At 68.7% G+C, this 15804-nt stretch carries 12 protein-coding genes; 4 read left to right on the forward strand and 8 right to left on the reverse strand.

What is annotated here, in order from left to right; genetic code table 11:
* Positions 1-272 precede the first annotated feature (272 nt).
* From ACZ7L5_RS04040 to ACZ7L5_RS04050, 3 genes are all read right to left on the reverse strand, one after another.
* Positions 273-1796 (reverse strand): gamma-glutamyltransferase, encoded by a 1524-nt coding sequence (locus tag ACZ7L5_RS04040; protein WP_471514174.1) that lies wholly within the window; start codon positions 1794-1796, stop codon positions 273-275.
* A 224-nt stretch (positions 1797-2020) separates the two neighbouring features.
* Entirely contained in the window at positions 2021-7315 is a 5295-nt protein-coding gene (locus tag ACZ7L5_RS04045) for a sacsin N-terminal ATP-binding-like domain-containing protein (protein WP_471514176.1), read from the reverse strand.
* Between the two features lie 782 nt (positions 7316-8097).
* Positions 8098-8310: a hypothetical protein gene (locus tag ACZ7L5_RS04050; RefSeq protein WP_112438315.1), complete on the reverse strand. Its 213-nt coding sequence runs from the start codon at positions 8308-8310 to the stop codon at positions 8098-8100.
* A gap of 746 nt (positions 8311-9056) precedes the next feature.
* Between ACZ7L5_RS04050 and ACZ7L5_RS04055 the strand changes: the two genes are divergently transcribed.
* Positions 9057-10280, forward strand: coding sequence for a hypothetical protein (locus tag ACZ7L5_RS04055; RefSeq protein ID WP_471514178.1), 1224 nt, complete (start codon positions 9057-9059; stop codon positions 10278-10280).
* A gap of 409 nt (positions 10281-10689) precedes the next feature.
* On the opposite strand, the gene ACZ7L5_RS04060 is transcribed toward ACZ7L5_RS04055, so the two are convergent.
* The 4 genes from ACZ7L5_RS04060 to ACZ7L5_RS04075 form a co-directional block, all read right to left on the reverse strand.
* Positions 10690-11643, reverse strand: a complete 954-nt coding sequence (locus ACZ7L5_RS04060) for a DUF6615 family protein (RefSeq protein ID WP_471514180.1) — start codon at positions 11641-11643, stop codon at positions 10690-10692.
* Between the two features lie 300 nt (positions 11644-11943).
* Positions 11944-12192 (reverse strand): hypothetical protein, encoded by a 249-nt coding sequence (locus ACZ7L5_RS04065; protein ID WP_471514182.1) that lies wholly within the window; start codon positions 12190-12192, stop codon positions 11944-11946.
* Between the two features lie 16 nt (positions 12193-12208).
* The gene (locus tag ACZ7L5_RS04070) at positions 12209-12382 is read right to left on the reverse strand and encodes a hypothetical protein (RefSeq protein WP_159064555.1); all 174 of its coding nucleotides are present in this window, start codon (positions 12380-12382) and stop codon (positions 12209-12211) included.
* Between the two features lie 17 nt (positions 12383-12399).
* Complete coding sequence (locus ACZ7L5_RS04075) at positions 12400-12543, reverse strand: hypothetical protein (protein ID WP_159064554.1); 144 nt, start codon at positions 12541-12543, stop codon at positions 12400-12402.
* Between the two features lie 330 nt (positions 12544-12873).
* Between ACZ7L5_RS04075 and ACZ7L5_RS04080 the strand changes: the two genes are divergently transcribed.
* From ACZ7L5_RS04080 to ACZ7L5_RS04090, 3 genes are all read left to right on the forward strand, one after another.
* Positions 12874-13227 (forward strand): SPDY domain-containing protein, encoded by a 354-nt coding sequence (locus ACZ7L5_RS04080; protein WP_471514184.1) that lies wholly within the window; start codon positions 12874-12876, stop codon positions 13225-13227.
* A 108-nt stretch (positions 13228-13335) separates the two neighbouring features.
* Entirely contained in the window at positions 13336-13626 is a 291-nt protein-coding gene (locus ACZ7L5_RS04085) for a hypothetical protein (RefSeq protein WP_112438311.1), read from the forward strand.
* Between the two features lie 15 nt (positions 13627-13641).
* A complete protein-coding gene (locus tag ACZ7L5_RS04090) occupies positions 13642-14463 on the forward strand; it encodes an SPDY domain-containing protein (protein ID WP_112438310.1) in 822 nt (273 codons plus the stop codon).
* A gap of 613 nt (positions 14464-15076) precedes the next feature.
* On the opposite strand, the gene ACZ7L5_RS04095 is transcribed toward ACZ7L5_RS04090, so the two are convergent.
* Complete coding sequence (locus tag ACZ7L5_RS04095; protein ID WP_471514186.1) at positions 15077-15769, reverse strand: hypothetical protein; 693 nt, start codon at positions 15767-15769, stop codon at positions 15077-15079.
* Between the last annotated feature and the right edge of the window lie 35 nt (positions 15770-15804).

Consider the following 15804-nt stretch of genomic DNA (forward strand, 5'->3'; position numbering starts at 1 on the left):
GGGTCCTTCTCGACCTCGAGACGGGCTCCTTCACCGACGAAGTCAGTGAAGGACTGGAGTACGTCGGCTCAGCGCTGCTCGTCATGGATCGAGTGACGCTGGATCCCCCATGGCGCGGACACGGCCTGGCGGCCGTACTCGCGTGTGAGGCGATCCCCCCCCCGGCCTATGGCCGGCTGCCGCTCCATCGCCTGCTCGCCAGGCATCACCGACCTCAGCAGCCGCCGGCTGACGGACAAGGCCGACTCGCGACGGTCGTCGCGCGCGGAAAGCTAGGCGCGTGCGGGGGGCAGGTCGTAGCGGCTGACGGCCACGTAGGTTTCCGGCGTCGCTGCTTCGAGGAGGCTCTCGTCGCCCTCCAGGTCGAGTTCGGGCTCCTGGGGACGACGGAGAAGGTCGCTCCAGTCGCTCGCTGCACCTCGCTCGTAGGCGTCGCGGAGCAGGGGACGCAGCCGTGGGCGGGCTTCCTCTTGCTGTTCGCGGAAGATGCGCCGCTGGGTGAGTCGCTGTTCTTCCTGGGCTTCGTCGCTGAGTTCCAGGTCGGCGGGCGGCTGGTCCTCGGCCCGCAGTCCTGGGGTACGCCGGGCGATGGCAAGGTCCTCCTCGTGGAGACGCTCGCAGGCGGCGAACAGCTTCCGGGACATGCCGAGGTGGACCTCAGTTCCGGGGATGCGGCAGCTCAGGAAATCGTCAAGGCCCATGGAACGGATTTCGACGCGCAAGGCGTGCTGTTCTGTGCCGGTCGCTGCTCTGCGGGCGTCGGCCCGCAGGGCGAGAGTAAGGCTGTCGTCTTCCAGGGGCGTGGTCAGCCCGGAGCGCCGGCGGCGGGAAGCGCGGTCGGCGGCAACGGGTACGGTGCGCAGTTGCGAGACGGGAGCCGAACGCAGTGCCAGGTAGGCCAGCATCTGGGAGCGGGCGGCACCGATGAGCGCGTCGTCGCTGTCGCCGAGGCGATCCTCTAGGTTGCCTAGGCCCGCTGCCTCCTCGTCGGCATCGGATCCGGCAGGGGCAAGCGGCGCCTGGCCGGGGTGCAGGTCGTGGTCGATCGTGAGGAAGAGGTCATCGTCAGGCCGTACGGACGCCCCGACCAGGATGGTGCGGTGCCCGTACGCGCCGAGGGCCTTGCTGCCGGATGCCAGCTGCGCCCACCCCTCGCGGAGTCTCCTGAGTCCCACGTCGCCGCCCTTGGCCTCGATCAGCCAGTAAAGCTCCTCCGTCTCGTGGAGCCCCCACAGGTCGGGCAGCTTCTTCTTCGGATCCTTGAACGTGTCATACAGAGCAGGGACGGGTCCGCCGAGTTCGAGGTGCTCGGTCTGGCCGAGGCCCAGCAGCGAGCGGCAGGCCCACTCGGTCATCGTCATGCCCAGCCGGTAGCTGGCGGCATTCTTCGCGCTGCGCTCGGTGCCGTGCGCGTACACCGGATTCCAGGTCAGGCGCCGGCCCTTGGCCCCCGGCACGGGATGCCGGGGCGTCACAGGGTGTGCGCCGAGGTAGGCGTACAGCGGGGAGACGCGGGCGACGAGTTCCCCGTGGGCGTAGCGCGGCTGGTTCTGCAGGTGCGGGGTGACGTCGCGGCCGACTTCGGTGGCGGCCTTGATGATCTCCCGCCACGTGGTGGTCGGCGCGTACCAGCCGTCGGCGGCCGGGAATCCGTCCGATCCGGTCCATGCGTTGTGCTTGGCCGTCCGCCACTGCCGCCGTGGCTTCTTCGCGGGCCCGCTACGGAACAGGACCGGTATGTCGAAGCTGTCGGCGTAGGTCAGCGGCGGCTCGTCGGGGACGTGTGCGGGGATCATGCAGATCACCTTGGCACGGCCGCAGACCGCTCCCGGCGCTGGACTCGACATGGGACTTCGGACTGGATGGGCCGACCAAGCGACAACTGGCTGGCCCCCTGCCCACATGAGGCTGGCGCACGCCACAACGCCGAACCATGCAGTTGTCATTTGACAGCTGGGTTGGTCGCGATCAGTGCGTTGACTTGGCCCGACTGGATTGGGTTGCCAAGCATTTATTTCGCTCAGGTCCCCGTCCGGCGCTCCCCCGTCCGCGACAGCTGGAACCTGTAGCGCAGGCCCTCGCCGACCGAGCGGAAGAAGTGGGCCGATCGGGGGTGGAGCGGGTTGGGTAGGAGGTGGATCTTCCGCAGGTCGGCGTCGAGGGCGTGGGAGACGTACAGGATGTGGTACGTCTCTCGCTTCTTCAGGGAGCGCGCCCGGGCAATCTCGGTGGGCGAGAGGACGAACTCCCCCTCGCCTCCGGCCGAGGACTTCACCTCGAAGAGCAGGCTCGACCGTTTCCTCTCGACGATGAGGTCGTATCCGAGCGTGTCGTCGCCCATGCCGTCACCCAGGACCTTGTTGCGGTAGCCCGACACCCACGCGCTCTCGTCCACGGCGTCGTGCCGGTTCATGAGCCAGGCGAGGGCGGCGACCTCCCCCGCGAGTCCGACCGCGAGCGCCTGTGTGTCGGAGAGCTTGCCCCGTCGGCCAGCGGAGAATCCGGGGCGCCCGGCGCCGGGGAGCCGCTGTGCCTGCCGGCCCAGTGCGACGAGCGGGGCGTCGCCCGCGGAGCCGAGGAACTCGGGGGTGAGGCCGCCCCGTACGGCCTCCACGATCGCGTGGTAGTTGTCCTCCTCCGCCGACATCCTCGTGCGGTCCACCACGATATGCCGCCGCTCCTCCTGCCGCAGCCGCCGCTCCCTCTTCTCCTGCCGTTCGGCGTCGTCTAGCTGACGAGTCGTCAGGCCGAGGTCTCCGGGCGTCAGGGTAAGCGGGACGGCGGCGGGCCAGCGGTCTCCGGTTCGGAGCCAGCGCAGCGTCGTGGCGTCGTCGAGCGGGAAAAAGTCGAGCAGCCCGGCGGCGGTGGCCTCGGTCGTGAGGTTCTCCGGGTCCCCCGGGAGGCCGGAGGCGGACTCGCCGTGCGCGGCCTCCCACGCGTGGATCAGGGTCCGTGCGCGCTTCAGCCGTTCCAGGAGGAGGGGCCGGTTGGTCAGCCGGAGTTCGTCCACGGGCGTCAGCCCCGCGTCCGTACCGAGCGGCGGGGCCCCGAGTCCGGTGAGCCAGCGGTCGACGTGCGCCTGCATTAGGGCGGTCTCCAGATGGAGGTGTTCGTCCGCCCAGGCGGTGTCCGGCACGAGTCCGGTCAAATTCCGGTTCTCGGCGTACGGGGTCAGGGGGGCTCCGGACCGGAACGCGTCCAGGAAGCCGACCCGCAGCGCGTCCAGGATGCTTCGTCGCCGGCCGGCGACGAAGTGCCGGAACTCCTGCTCGATGCCCTCGGCGTTGCGCAGCGGCCGGTAGGTCGAACCGAGGGCGGCGATCGCGGCGTTGAGCTCGCGCAGCGACAGCGACATGGCCCTACGGGCGGTGTCCAGGTCGGGGTGGCGGGCCGCCGCCCGCAGCGTCCGGTGGTCCGTCGGCGTCAGTCGGGCGGCGAGCCAGCGGTCCAGTTCGGTCTCTGAGGCGAGGGCCTCGTCGTTGGACAGAAGGGCGTGGGCCGCTTCGAGGTCGAGTGTCGCGAGCAGTGGCACGAGGATGTCCAGGAGGGCGTCCAGGGGCTGTCGCAGGGTTGCGGTGATCTCGCGCACCCGGGCCCGGTCCTCGCCCAGGACGTCGGCGATCGCGTCGGCGTCCGGGCTCTGACCCGGGCCCCAGCCGGCCGTGTTCAGGTCGAGGAGGGCCATGCGGAGGGTGTCGGCGAGTTCGGGGTGGTGGAGGAGTTCCATGATCCCCGCGGCGGACCGCTGGAGCAGGTCCTCCTCGCCCTGGCTGGGCCCCTCAAGCAGGAGAGTCGGGGTGTCCTGGTGTGGGACGGCCAGCCACCGTCTGCCGCCGTGGCCGGGCCGCTCGGCGATCTCGTCCACGACGGAGGTCAGGACGCCGGCGTGGACGATCTGGATGCGCTTGGCGATCGCGCAACCGCGGCGCACGGACTCCGCGGTAGGGCGGCGGAAGCGGCTGGCGCGCAGGTCGATCACGGCCGCGACGAGGGTGAGGAGCCAGTCGCGCTCGGACGTGATCAGCGGGTCGCCCGCGGCCCCGGCGTGGAACGCCTCTCCGTCCACCCGGACTTCGACTCGTGCTCGGGAGATCCTCCGGACGCGCGAGCCGAAGCACCGTTCGACGAGCGCGGCCACCGCGCCCCCGTGCATGTTGCGCATGCGGAGCAACGGGGCACCGCGCTGTTCGAGGAGCTGGACGAGTTGGCGTGCGTCGGTGTCCTCCACGTACAGGTGATCCACGGTGTTCGGGGAGTCCGTGTCGTCGGCGAGTGTGACAGCTTCGAGCCGACCGCCCCGGCTGACGACCACCGCCGCCTCCGAGCCCTGGGGGTAGGGGTCCTGGCGCGTCTGGGCGCACTCCGCCCAGGCGTCCTCGTACGCCCGGCGGAATGCGGCCGTCATCGTCTCGGGGACGGCGCCGTCGCGGAAGAGCTCGGTGAGCTCGCGGACCCGACGCGCGGCGGTCTCCGGGGAGTCCCACCGCTCAAGTCCCCAGCCTCTTGCGCGACGGACCGCACGGTCGTTCGCCTGGAACGCACGGCGCAGCGCCGAGGGCAGCAGGGGGACGAACGACGGGGCGGCCTCGTCCCCGTGCGTCCAGGCGGCCTCAGGCCGTACGAAGCGCCAGTCGGCGCGCTCGCGTGGGGACGCGACGGGCATCCACTCGGCCTCGGCGAGGAAGGCGGTCACCGGCGTGGGAAGGCTGAAGGAGTCCCACCGGTCGTTGTAGCGCCGCACGGTGACGTGGAGGGCATCGGCGGCCCACTCGGAGCAACCGGCGGCCACGAGCCGGGCGTACACCCGCTTCGCGGCGTCGGACAGATGGTGGTGGTCGTCCTGGCCGGGCAGCCGATACAGAGGAGTCTGGCCCACGTACTCGGTGTACGGCCGCCGATCCGTGGGGGGTTCCCTCTCCACATGGCGCAGCCAGACTTCCGCGGTGGCCTGCGGCAGGGACATCGTCGGGGGCCTGCCGTCCGTGAAGTGACGGCCGTCCGCCCGCAGGGTGGAGCGGGGCACAGGCTCGGGGCAGAGCCCCGCGCCGACCCCCAGACGCCCGAGGAAGGCACGCCACTCCGCCCGGTCCGCGCCCCGGAATGCCTGGTGCTCCGGGGGTGCGGTCAAGCGGCCCCGGAGCACCGCGAGTTCCTCCGAGACATCCTGCGCGCGGTCGATGAGCTCTCCGAGCAGCTTCGCTCGTTCTCCGCCCCACTCGGCACAGAGCAGGGCCTTCGAGGCGGGTATCCACACACCGTCGGCGCCGGGGACGAGCAGCCCCATGGCCTGGATGTCCCGCCACGGTGCCGTGTCGCTCCTGGAGAGCCGGAAGGCCCAGGCGAGGACCTCCGCCGCGAGCTCCGGCGTGGGCTTGTCCTGAAGGGAGCGGGCGACCAGTGCCAGCAGTTCGTCGGCGCGGTACTCGTTGACCAGACCGCCGTCTTCGAGCATCCGGCGGCCCCGCTGCTTGATCGTGATGCTGCCGAGCCGGTTCTTCCACGGGATGTTCCGCGACACGAAGAAGACCCGGTGGCGCAGCGACCGTGGAAGGCGGGGGCCTTGCTCCGTGGATCCTGCCTGTTCCTCGCCGTCCGCTCTGGGCGAGAAGAAGGCCGTGGCACGCCTGACCCTGCCGTCGGCCGCGTTGCACAGCCGGAGCTTTCCGTCGTCGTCCATGAGGATGCGGCGGCCCTGGAGTGCGCGGGGCCGCTCGACGCAGCCGGCGAGCTCGTCGTAGAAGCGGGCCCACAACTCCGGCTGAAAGGGCGCGTCGGCGAGGCTGCGCGCCAGGCTCTCGGCCCACCTCGCCAGTAGTTCATCCGACGGCCGGGGTGAGCGGCCGACGAGCGTGGCGACGGCCTTCTCGAGCCGGGCCGCACGCTGCCCGGTGACGGACGGGTGTACGAGTACGGCGTCCGCGTCCCGGCTCAGCCGGTCGGTCGTGAACAGGGTCCGGTCCTTGTCGTCCCAGAGCCGGGCCTCCGTGAGGGAGGCCCACGGCCGCGCGCCCGAGGCCAGGGGGATGATCGGGGCGGTGCCGACCTCGTGTCCGAGGCGCTTGAAGGCCCGGGACAGCCGGTCGGACATAGATGCGTCCCAGCTCAGCAGGTCCGCACAGAGGGTCGGTGGGAGCTCCAGGGCCCCGGCGGAGCAGGCGAGGAGCGTCTCGGCCCCGAGGAGAGCCAGCTCGTCCAGGAGGAAGTCGTTGAGTGGGACCGTCTTCTCGAGGTCCACGCGGGCTAGCTTCGCGAAGAAGGGCGCGTTCACATGGGCCGGAAGGGGGGCAACGGCCTGCTCGCCCATAGGCAGGTGAGTGTAGAGGCGTCCTTTGGCCAACCCTTCCTCGACGGGAATCGCGAGCGTGACCCGGGCGTCTCCCTGCCAGTCGCGCCATCCCTCGCTGATGTGGTCGCCGAGCACGCTGCGTTCGACCGCGTCGCCGAAAGCCTCAGCCGCCACCTGCCGGTCGAGCAGGACGAAGGCCCCGCCGTCGCCGACGGTCACCGTACTGACCGTGAGCCGGTCGAGTTCGGCGTCCGCCCGCTCGGTCCGGGCCAGGGTGCGCCGGTCGACCATGCCGTCCTGCCGCTCCTCGACAGTGAGCGAGCCGATCCGGCGCAGGAAGAGCAGCACCGGCGGGCCGGCGGACAGCATGGTCAGCTGTTCGGCCGCCTCGGCCCGGGCCTCCTCGCTCTTCAGCGGCAGGCGCAGCACGGTCACGTATCCGTCAGCTGCGAAAGCGTTCACGGTGTCGGGAACGCTGTCCAGGGGCACGGGCAGGCAGAGGTGGAAGACGTCGGCGGCCACCTCCGCCGCGAGAGTGGCGTCGCCGTCCAGGAGGTCCTTGAGCGAGGTCTCGTCGGCGAAGCTGAAGCGGTAGCCGTCGAAGACCCGGCCGCCTTCCTCGGAGACGGAGTAGACCTGAGGTGCTCCGGTCAGCTGGAGAACGCTCTTGAAGCCGATCCCCTTGTTACCGATGCCCTCCTCCGGGCGCTTGTCCGACTGGGCGATGTCGGTGATCGCGTCGAAGTTGCTGCGGCTGACGGGCCGCCCGGTGTTCGCCACGTACACCGCGCCGTGCGGCCCCTCGTCGTGGTCGAGCCTGATCAGGACCCGGCCTCCCAAGTCGCCCGTGTCATGAGCGTCGTGGGCGTTCTGCAGGAGCTCCACCAGGGCGCGGTGCTCGTAGTCGCGGATGGCCTGTTCGATGAGGTTCTTGAGGCTGCGGAACAGGTTCCAGCGGTCTTTGGCCCCCTGGTACGAAGTAATGCGGTCGAGTGTCTTCGCACGCACTTCGGCGCGGAGGTCCGGCATGGTGGTGTTTCCCTTCAGACGCGTGCGAGCGCCGTGAGCAGTACGGCGGTGGCGACCGCCGCCACCAAGACGGCGAAGCCACCCGGTGCCGGGGTGCGGAGCCGGGTGTCTGCCGGGTGTCCTCGGTACGGGGCCAGCGCGGGTCCAGGCCAGTTCGGCGGCGGGCGGCTGCTGGGGCAGGTCGACCAGTCAGGGACGGCAGGGGGCGTGGCGGACGAGGGCCGCGCGGTGGATGCGCTCGCGAGGGTCCGTAGGAGGGCCACGAGCAGGATGGCCGGTACGACGAGCACTCGCATCGAGCGGGGACGACGGGGCGGCTACGGGGGGCGCGAGGGCTCGTGTTCCTCTCCGCAGGACTGCGCCGTAAGGCCCGGAGCGCTCCGGCCAGGACGTTCCTTCGTACGCGCGTGTGCTCATGGCCCGACCGTAGCCCGCAGGTCGGACAGCGCGGCCGGGCGGGGGCCGCTGCACCCAAAAGTGCGAGCAAGGTGGTTCGGGGATCTCAGATCCGTGGCCAATGGCCGTGAAATTTGGCCACACCATCTGAGATCCCACTTCACTGTTGTCGGGTCTCGCCGCATGTGGCCGGCGGCGGTGCCGTGACCTGGTAGTTGTCGTCGTGTCTCACGGCTTAGCCAGCCGTTCAGTCTCACGATTCGTGTCCGAATCCTCGGGGAGGCTGGCTTGCTGGCCCGTCAGCTCGCTGGCTAACCACCAGCTGACGGAGTGCAGAACGCAAGCGGGGCGCCGGCCGGAGTGGCTGGCGCCCCGCTGCCGTACCGTCAGGCCGGTTCGGGTGTGGGCGTCTCGGTCCGGCTGCCGCTCAAGACGTCCACGATGCGGAAGTCGTCGCGCTCCAGGGCCTCGACGATCGCCACGGCCATGTTCTCAAGGCCGTCCGTGTCGGCAGGTAGGCCGCCGTGCGCCTTCCGGTAGGCGACCATGGTGTCCACGATCCTGAGCACAACATCGATGTTCTCCGCACTGCTCTGCATCACGCCTCCTGTTCGTCGTCGCTGCCGCCGTTGACCGCGCGGAGCCGCCGGTGAGCCTTGAACGCCTCCCCGGGTCCGGCCAGTCGTCGGCGCAGATTCCGTAGCGGGGCGGCATCAGACCCCGCTCACCCATATGAGTAAAGGGCCTGACCTGCCAATCTCAAACTCGTGTCAGATCTGCCATCGCTTGGCCATCGACCGTGAGATTTGGCCACGAAATCTGAGACCCTACAACTGTCACCGGACAACAGTTCTGTCCGTTGACAGCGAAGTTTGTCTGCTGTCGGTCTGTGACCTGGGCGGACTAACTTGGTTGGCAAGAAACTTCCTTGGTCGACCTAGGGCAGGAGGCTCTTCGAGCCGGAGGGGCCGGGTGCCGGTCGAAGCCCTATGTCACCCCTTATGGAAACCCAAGGCGCACCTGGGGGCCGCGCTGACAGGATCGGCACATGCTTATCACTCCTCGCCCCGGCGCAGAACGGAAGAACATCCGGCAGGTCTCAGCGTCGTCCACACCACCGCGATGAACCTACAGCGGCCGTATCTCACTGCCTTCGAGGGGCTGTGGACGTATCTGGAGTGAACCACGGAGTCCGCGCGAGTGCTGCGCTCCCAGATCAGCGACCGGGACCTCGACGTTCTGAACGTCCGCATCGTCGAAATCGACGGACTAATTGCTCGCTTGCAGGGACCCAGGGAGCTGACAGAGTGGCGCTCCGTTGCTGGCCAGAGCCTTGGAGGGAAGCATGTCGGCGTCCGAAATCGGGTATCGCGTGGTGCGTCATGGAGACAAGGCGCCGAAGGACGGGACGCTATGGCGTACCGAAGCGGAGTCACGCAGCAGGGTAGCGGCGGGCGATCGTCCAGCGCTCCAGGAGGTTCTGTTCTGCCTGCGTGCCGATCTCGTGGATAGCATCCGCGTGTCCAGGTGGGATGACCTGGGCGATCCGATCACCCGGGAGATGGTCCGCGACGAGATCCGGGATCACCGAGCGACACTGACCGTGGCCGGTGATGTCATCGAACCTGATCACCCGCTGCGGAACACCGAGCAAGGTGTTCGCAACCAGGTTCAGGCTACCTGCGCTGCACTTCGGGCTCTTCTTCCTCGCCAACGAGGCAAGCAGGGCCAGTTGGACATCGGCCGCGGCCTGAGCAAGAACGAAGTGGTGCGGCTCGCACACAAGTTGCACGTCGGGTTTCAACTGACGCTGGCGCAGACTGCGGACCTCCTCAACCAAGCGGGCTACATGTGGGATGGCGTGCAGGGTGAGCAGGACTTCAACAAGCAGGTCGTTCACCGGCTCCTCCAAGACGCGTGCTGGGACGACGATGCCCCCCGGACGGTCGATGGCGAGCGGATCCGTACCAGCGGGAGGTCACATCAAGTTCTCCAGGAGCTCGAGGTGATGGCCGTCTACGGACCAGACGACGAACGAGATCACCTCACGCGAGCGAGGGACGTCCAGAACATCGCGACGGCGCACGACCACCTCTTCGCCTTCTCCTTCACCCCGAGCACTCCGGACTTCGGGCTCACAGACCTTCTCCACCTCGTGACCACACCCGCGCCTGTCCGCACCCTCTACGTAGCCGACTCTTCCCTCTTTCCCAGCGAATTGGACCGGCTGGTCGCGTACAGGTGGGTCGAGCACTTCGGCGTCCAGGTTCTGGAGGCGGGCAAGTCGGTGAAGTCGACCGTTGAAGGTTCCGGACAAGGGCGAGTTCTGCGGGAGGTGATCAAGACGTTCGCTGCCCTTCGGATGCACGACAGCCACACCGTGATCGAGACCACCCGGTCCATCGATCACGCGAGGGCCGTCGCGAAGCGCCTGCGGAGCCAGGCGGGGTACTCGTATGAGGAGATCGCTCGTCACCTCAGGCTGGAAGCGATTCCCACGAGGAAGCGCAGCGGCGACTGGGGCAGAAGCGCTGTCATGGATCTAGTGTCCGGTGATGCCGCCTCATGAGCAACGCCCGACGTGATGCTCGTCGAGAGCGCACGCTGACCCGACTTCGCACGCATGCAGGCGTCACGCTGAGCCAGCACGCCCTGTCCCGGGCGAAGGAGCTCGGTTTCGATGAGAGTGAAGTGCTGCGGTGCGTCATATCTCCCGAGCAAACCTACGGAGGCGACCCGAAATACCCAGGTGCCCGGCGCGTCCACCAGCGTCGAGATTGCGCCTGCGTCATCGACACGGCGACCCGAACGGTGGTGACAGTGCTGCTACGTAATACGGGCCTATGGCAACACGGAACCCATACCCGGTGGGACATGCCTCGTGCTTGCTCAAGTTGAGCGCGGGTCATAGGCTCTCCGCCTCTTGCCAATGTGGAAAAGCGCCCCGGGATCTGACTCGCACTCTGCCCGGGGCGCTGTCACGTCGTTTCCCGCCACCCCTGCTGCTCCAGTGCCCGCAGGTTGAACCGCTCCCGCAGGTCGGCCAACCCTGGTGGCACTTCATCCATGCGGGCACCGGGGAGCGCCGCGTGACCCGTGATGAGAGCGATCCGAGGGTCCGACTCCTCGGCGACCACCTCGTCGTCCGTCTCAAGCGCTTCTTCGATGCGGCCAGGCAGAGACGGAGCCGAAGGGAGGACGTCGTTGGTGTGCAGCCACTCCATGCCCATCAGCAGCGTCGAGGCGTACGAGTCCTGAGGATGCCCCGACCACACTGTCGGGCAGTGCACCAGGCACGACAGCGGCTTACTTTCGGCCAGTACGTCGCGGTAGCCGTTCTTACCCTTCACAATCAGCTCGTCGATCTGCTGGGCAGGGGCGATCGTGATGCCGAGCAGGGGCTGCTGCTGACACGGCTCAAGTCTCTTACACGGCCATGGCTCAGCCCGTTTACCCTGCAGGCAGTTGTAGAAGGCGTACAGCGGGACCGGCAGGACGCTACCGTTCCGGCCTTCCCGTCGCGCGGCCTCAACCAGCAACCGACTCTGCCAAATCCTGCCGTCTGATCCTCTCCGGACCTTGCGCTTGAGTTCCTCGTAGCGTTCGCCGGGGTGGTAGAGGCGCTTGGCCTGAATCCAGAGACGCACCCACGACAAGTCGCTCCGCTGGATCCACCACTCCCAGTCGGCGCCGTTCCCTCGCTCCTCGTGCGGCTTGAACCTAACCACCCGCCAGAATCGCGGGTCCACATGCGCAAGCTCCGTTAGAAGCAGGTCGGTGAGGGTCGTCTCGTAAGCCTCGAACCCAACGGCACGTGCTCTCGCCATGCGGCGGTGCGTGGCACGAGCCTGTTTGGCCAGGGCCTTCGCCAGGTGGCACGCCTCCGGCCGCCCAGCCATCAAGTTCTCGATCACGTGGTGGATGTGCTTCACGGAACCTGTGCGGGATCCCGGTGGTGGAGGAATGGGGGGAAGTGGCGGCGACGTCAATGAATCTCCCTGTTGCGGCTCCGCCTTGATCTCTGGACGCTCGCTCGGCGCTGTACTGACCCTGCGCACCTACCGTACGGTCACGACCTGTTCCACATCGACGAGTTGACGAGTCGGAAGGCGGCCAACTCGCGGACACTCGACGCTACGTCACGATATGTCCCAGGAACCACACTGCGAACGCCGACCAGGTGACTACGAAGGCCACGTACCCAGGGCGCGTGTCTCTGTGGTCCGGTGCGATCAGTGGCCGAGCCCGGCCGACCATGCGGCGAGTCCGAGAGCTGCGAGGCTGGTCAGTACTCCGACGGTCGGCAGGGGCCAGCGGGTGCGTTCGAGGGCAGTGACCCTGTCGCCGAGTTCCTCGACGGCCTTGTCGATCTGGTCGGATCGCTGTGCGATCAGGGCGAGTTGGCTGTCGATGCGCGCCGGCCCGACTTCGAGGGCGCGGCGGAGCACAGCCAGTTCAAGGGCGACCTCTCCGTCGGGCATGGCGCGGCTCCTACGGTCAGTTGGTCGTGGACGTGGATGCGGGGTCGGTTCTCGCCGGGAGCCAGGAGGCGGTCCCGGTACGGCCGAGAAGGGTGCCGACGGCACCCTTGGCGACGGCCAGGCCAGCGGGGATCGCGGCGGTGGCGGCGGACTGGAGAGTGGAGAGGCCCGCGTCGCAGGACAGCGTCACGTGATCCAAGATGCTGCTCAGCTTGCCCGTACCGTCCAGCCCAGTTCGTAGGCCCGCGTGGCGAAGATCGCCATGACGGCCGCCTCGGCACGGACAAGCAGCCGGGCAGAACGCAGCGCGTCCTCCGGGGAAGGTGCGGCGGTCCGTGTGCCGTCACTCACGTCGTCCTCCATCTCAACAGGCGCGCCGGCTGCGCGAGGGTGAGGCTGAGGGCCGCATGGTGCACTGACAACGGGCGCAGGTGCTCGCCCGGTTCGGTGGACGCGGCCGACGTACGGACCGCGTAGAGCGTGCTCACTCCTCACGACTGGATTCACTGTCAGAGAAGCCGAAACAACTGAGTTCGCTGTCAAACGCCTTGATTGGATGACAAAAGACAAGTTCGCCGGGGGCAGACAGGAAAGATCGCGGAAAGACTGGCCAACGGGCGCGAGGGCATGTCAACGTAGACGACCCTTGCAAGAAATCCCAGGTCAGAGAGGTGATTGCCCGTGACCGTAACCCCTGCGGGCCCCGGTTTCTCTACCACCGTCGAAGCCCTGCGACCGCGGGAGTGGCAGCTGGGCCCCGGTCAGCCGACCCTGGTTATGGACCAGTTCTCCGCCGAGGACTTTCACCTGATCGTCGATGATCGCGCGGACGTGCACGTCAGCTCCAAGGACGGCCGGTTCTACCTCGGCTGGTTTCCGCTCGGCCGCCCCGGCACGGATGGCGAGGGATGGAAGATCGCTGTCACCGGAACCGCCCAGGTCCGCGGCTACCCCCTGTCGTTCGATACCGAGACGCCGGCCGACATCGTCGCCGCCACCGTAGCGAGTGTGCTGGAGACCTCACGCCGCCTCTGACAGCGCGGACACCGACACGTAGTGCCCGCCCTGTGAGCGCTGGCCGTACCGAAGGCCGGCCCGTCCCGTTCCACTGCCCTGTTTTCCCCGCACCCCAGGAGGCTGTTCGTGACGTCCCCGGAGATGACCGTCGGCGATCTCATTGACCTGTTGTCCGGCTGCGACCGGAGTGCTCCGGTCCGCCAGGCCATGAACCCGTTCTTCCCGATGGCGCACCGCTTGGCGCAGGTCCTGCAGTCGGTCGACGAGACCGGCCGGACCGTCGTCTACCTCGCCGAAGGGCGTGACGAGGACGCACAGCTCGGCCACCTTCCGCCGGAGGTCGCCATCGAGCTGACCTGGCAGGGCCCCGTCCAGGCGCCCCCGCGCCGCCCCCGTCGCCGCGCCGGCGGCAACTAGACCCGCACCGAGCCCTTGGAGGCGCCCCTGTACCCCGACTTCCCGCCCGACTCGTCCACCCCGCACAGCGGCCAGCCCGCGTTCTGGGTAGGTCCCCGGCACCTGGCCGGTGACGATGGATGCCTCTACGACGTCGTCGCCGACGCGCTCGCCGGCCTGGGTTGGACGAGCCTGACGATCGTCCGCGGACGGCACGAGCCGGACGAGGCACCGGAGGACCGCCAGGTCCTGCGCAGCACCGTCCTGCACGTCAGTCCCGACGCCTTGCGCTGGGCCCAGTGGGGCCTGGCGGACGAGCCGTTCCACCTGGGCGAGCTACCGATCGCCTGGCAGATCTCCGCCCGAGCCGAGGCGAGCAGCCCGCTCGCCCAGTGGTCGGCCTACTTCACCCGTGACGTCCCCGGCGAGGCGGTGGTCGACTTCCTCGTCGCGCTCGACGCAAGCGACCAGCCTGCCGTGCCGCTCGCCGGATCCGAGCTGGTCCTTGACGCAGTCGCCACCCACGGATGGTTCCGCGACATCGACCAACCCCAGGCGGCGGCGACGGACCCGACGTTCACCTCGCACATCAGCCTCGGCGACGTCCCGCCCCTCATCCAGGACGCCGACCCGCAGGCCCTGTCCGCCGAGGACGACGAGACGGGACCGGCCGGATGGCAGGCGTGGGCCGAGCCCGCGCTCGGCGCACCGTGTCTGTGGGCGGCATCGTTCGCCGCCAGCGTCCCGCACGATCTCGTCGCCGCCTTCGCCGCCTCCCTCAGCTCGACCGCACCGGTCCTGCGGCGGGTACTGCCCGAGGCCACCCAGGAGCGCCTCCTGCGCGCGCCGGCCATCTAACGTCCCGCGCACAACTCTCGACGATCGCAGTCCGGCACCCTCCCAGTTGGGGGTGCCGGACTTTCTTGCTTCGCGGGTGAAGTGGCCGTTCGGTCTTCGATGCCAGGAAGAATTGCCGCCTGTTGATGGAACGAAGCAGGATGCGGCAATGCACCCCAGCCCCGGCGCCCTAATGGTCATCGCTCTCATCGTCGCCGTGACGATCGCGTTGACGGTCCGTTCACGCTGCAACCGCACGGCTGCCATCGCGGCGCAGTGGTAGGCATTTCAGCAGCACCGAAGCTCCGGGCAGGGGCAACTCCTCCAGGTGACGCGGGTCTACCAGCACGGCCGCCCTGGCTCCAAAGCTGTCGTGACCTGGTGCGACACCGGGCGGCAGCAGGACGCCTGGTTCTGGAACTGGCACGTTCCCGCAGGCGCGTACCTGCTCGTGAACGCCTGCGGCGGCTATGGGCCGCACAGTCATAACCCGAACGTGCTCTACGTCCAGCCCGGCCAGGTCCGAGCCTGGGTACCAGGTCAAGCCGCTCGCGCCGCTCAACGCGTCAGCCAGTAACGCACTGCTGCCCCCGACCTGCGGTGGTCGGAGGCAGCAGCGTGACGAGCACGCAGGTCAGCTCGTTGCCGTGGCCTTGGCGAGAGCCTTGTCGAGGTGGCGGTCGACCAGGGCCGGGGAGCCAGAGACGACCAGCAGCAGGTTGCCGTCGCGGATCGCGGTCTGCTTGACCACAGTGCTCCGTCCCCCGGCGATGAACGTCAGGAGCTGGCTCCACTGCTCGTCACCGCCGACGTGGGGTGCGGGCAACTTCTGCGAGGTCACGTCGACTGGGGTGCCGCCCGCGACGACTTGATAGGTCGGGCAGCCGGTCATGGCGTCGAAGATCCGGTCGATGCCGTCGGAGAGCTTCTTCACGCTGTCGCTGTACAGCTCCTCGGCGATCTCCGAGGAGCTGCCGCCATAGGTGAAGTCCGCCTTCGCCTTGTGCGGGAAGGCGAGCGTGCCGCCAGTCGCCGCGTCGCCCCCCAGCTCGCTCAGGGCCGGGCAGCCGATGACGCTGACGTCGTCGTGCTGGGCCGGACGCTCCGGCTTGGGAAGGTAGCCGTTGCCGAGGTCGCGCGGGTCGAGCAGGCGGGACTCGAGTGCGGCCGAGGAGAGCGCGGTCGGCTTCTGGACGGCGTCGGCCGGCTTTCCCGTACGGAAGGAGGGGGTCTGGTGCTTGGCCCCGGTGGTGTCGGTGGCGCAGGCGGGCAGGGCGAGGAGGGCGGCGGTGATGCCGAGTGCGGTGGTGGCGACGCGAACGCGCATGACGGAACTGACCCCTTGGTGCTAGGCGACGGGTG

It is taken from the genome of Streptomyces sp. NPDC107528 (assembly GCF_055639295.1).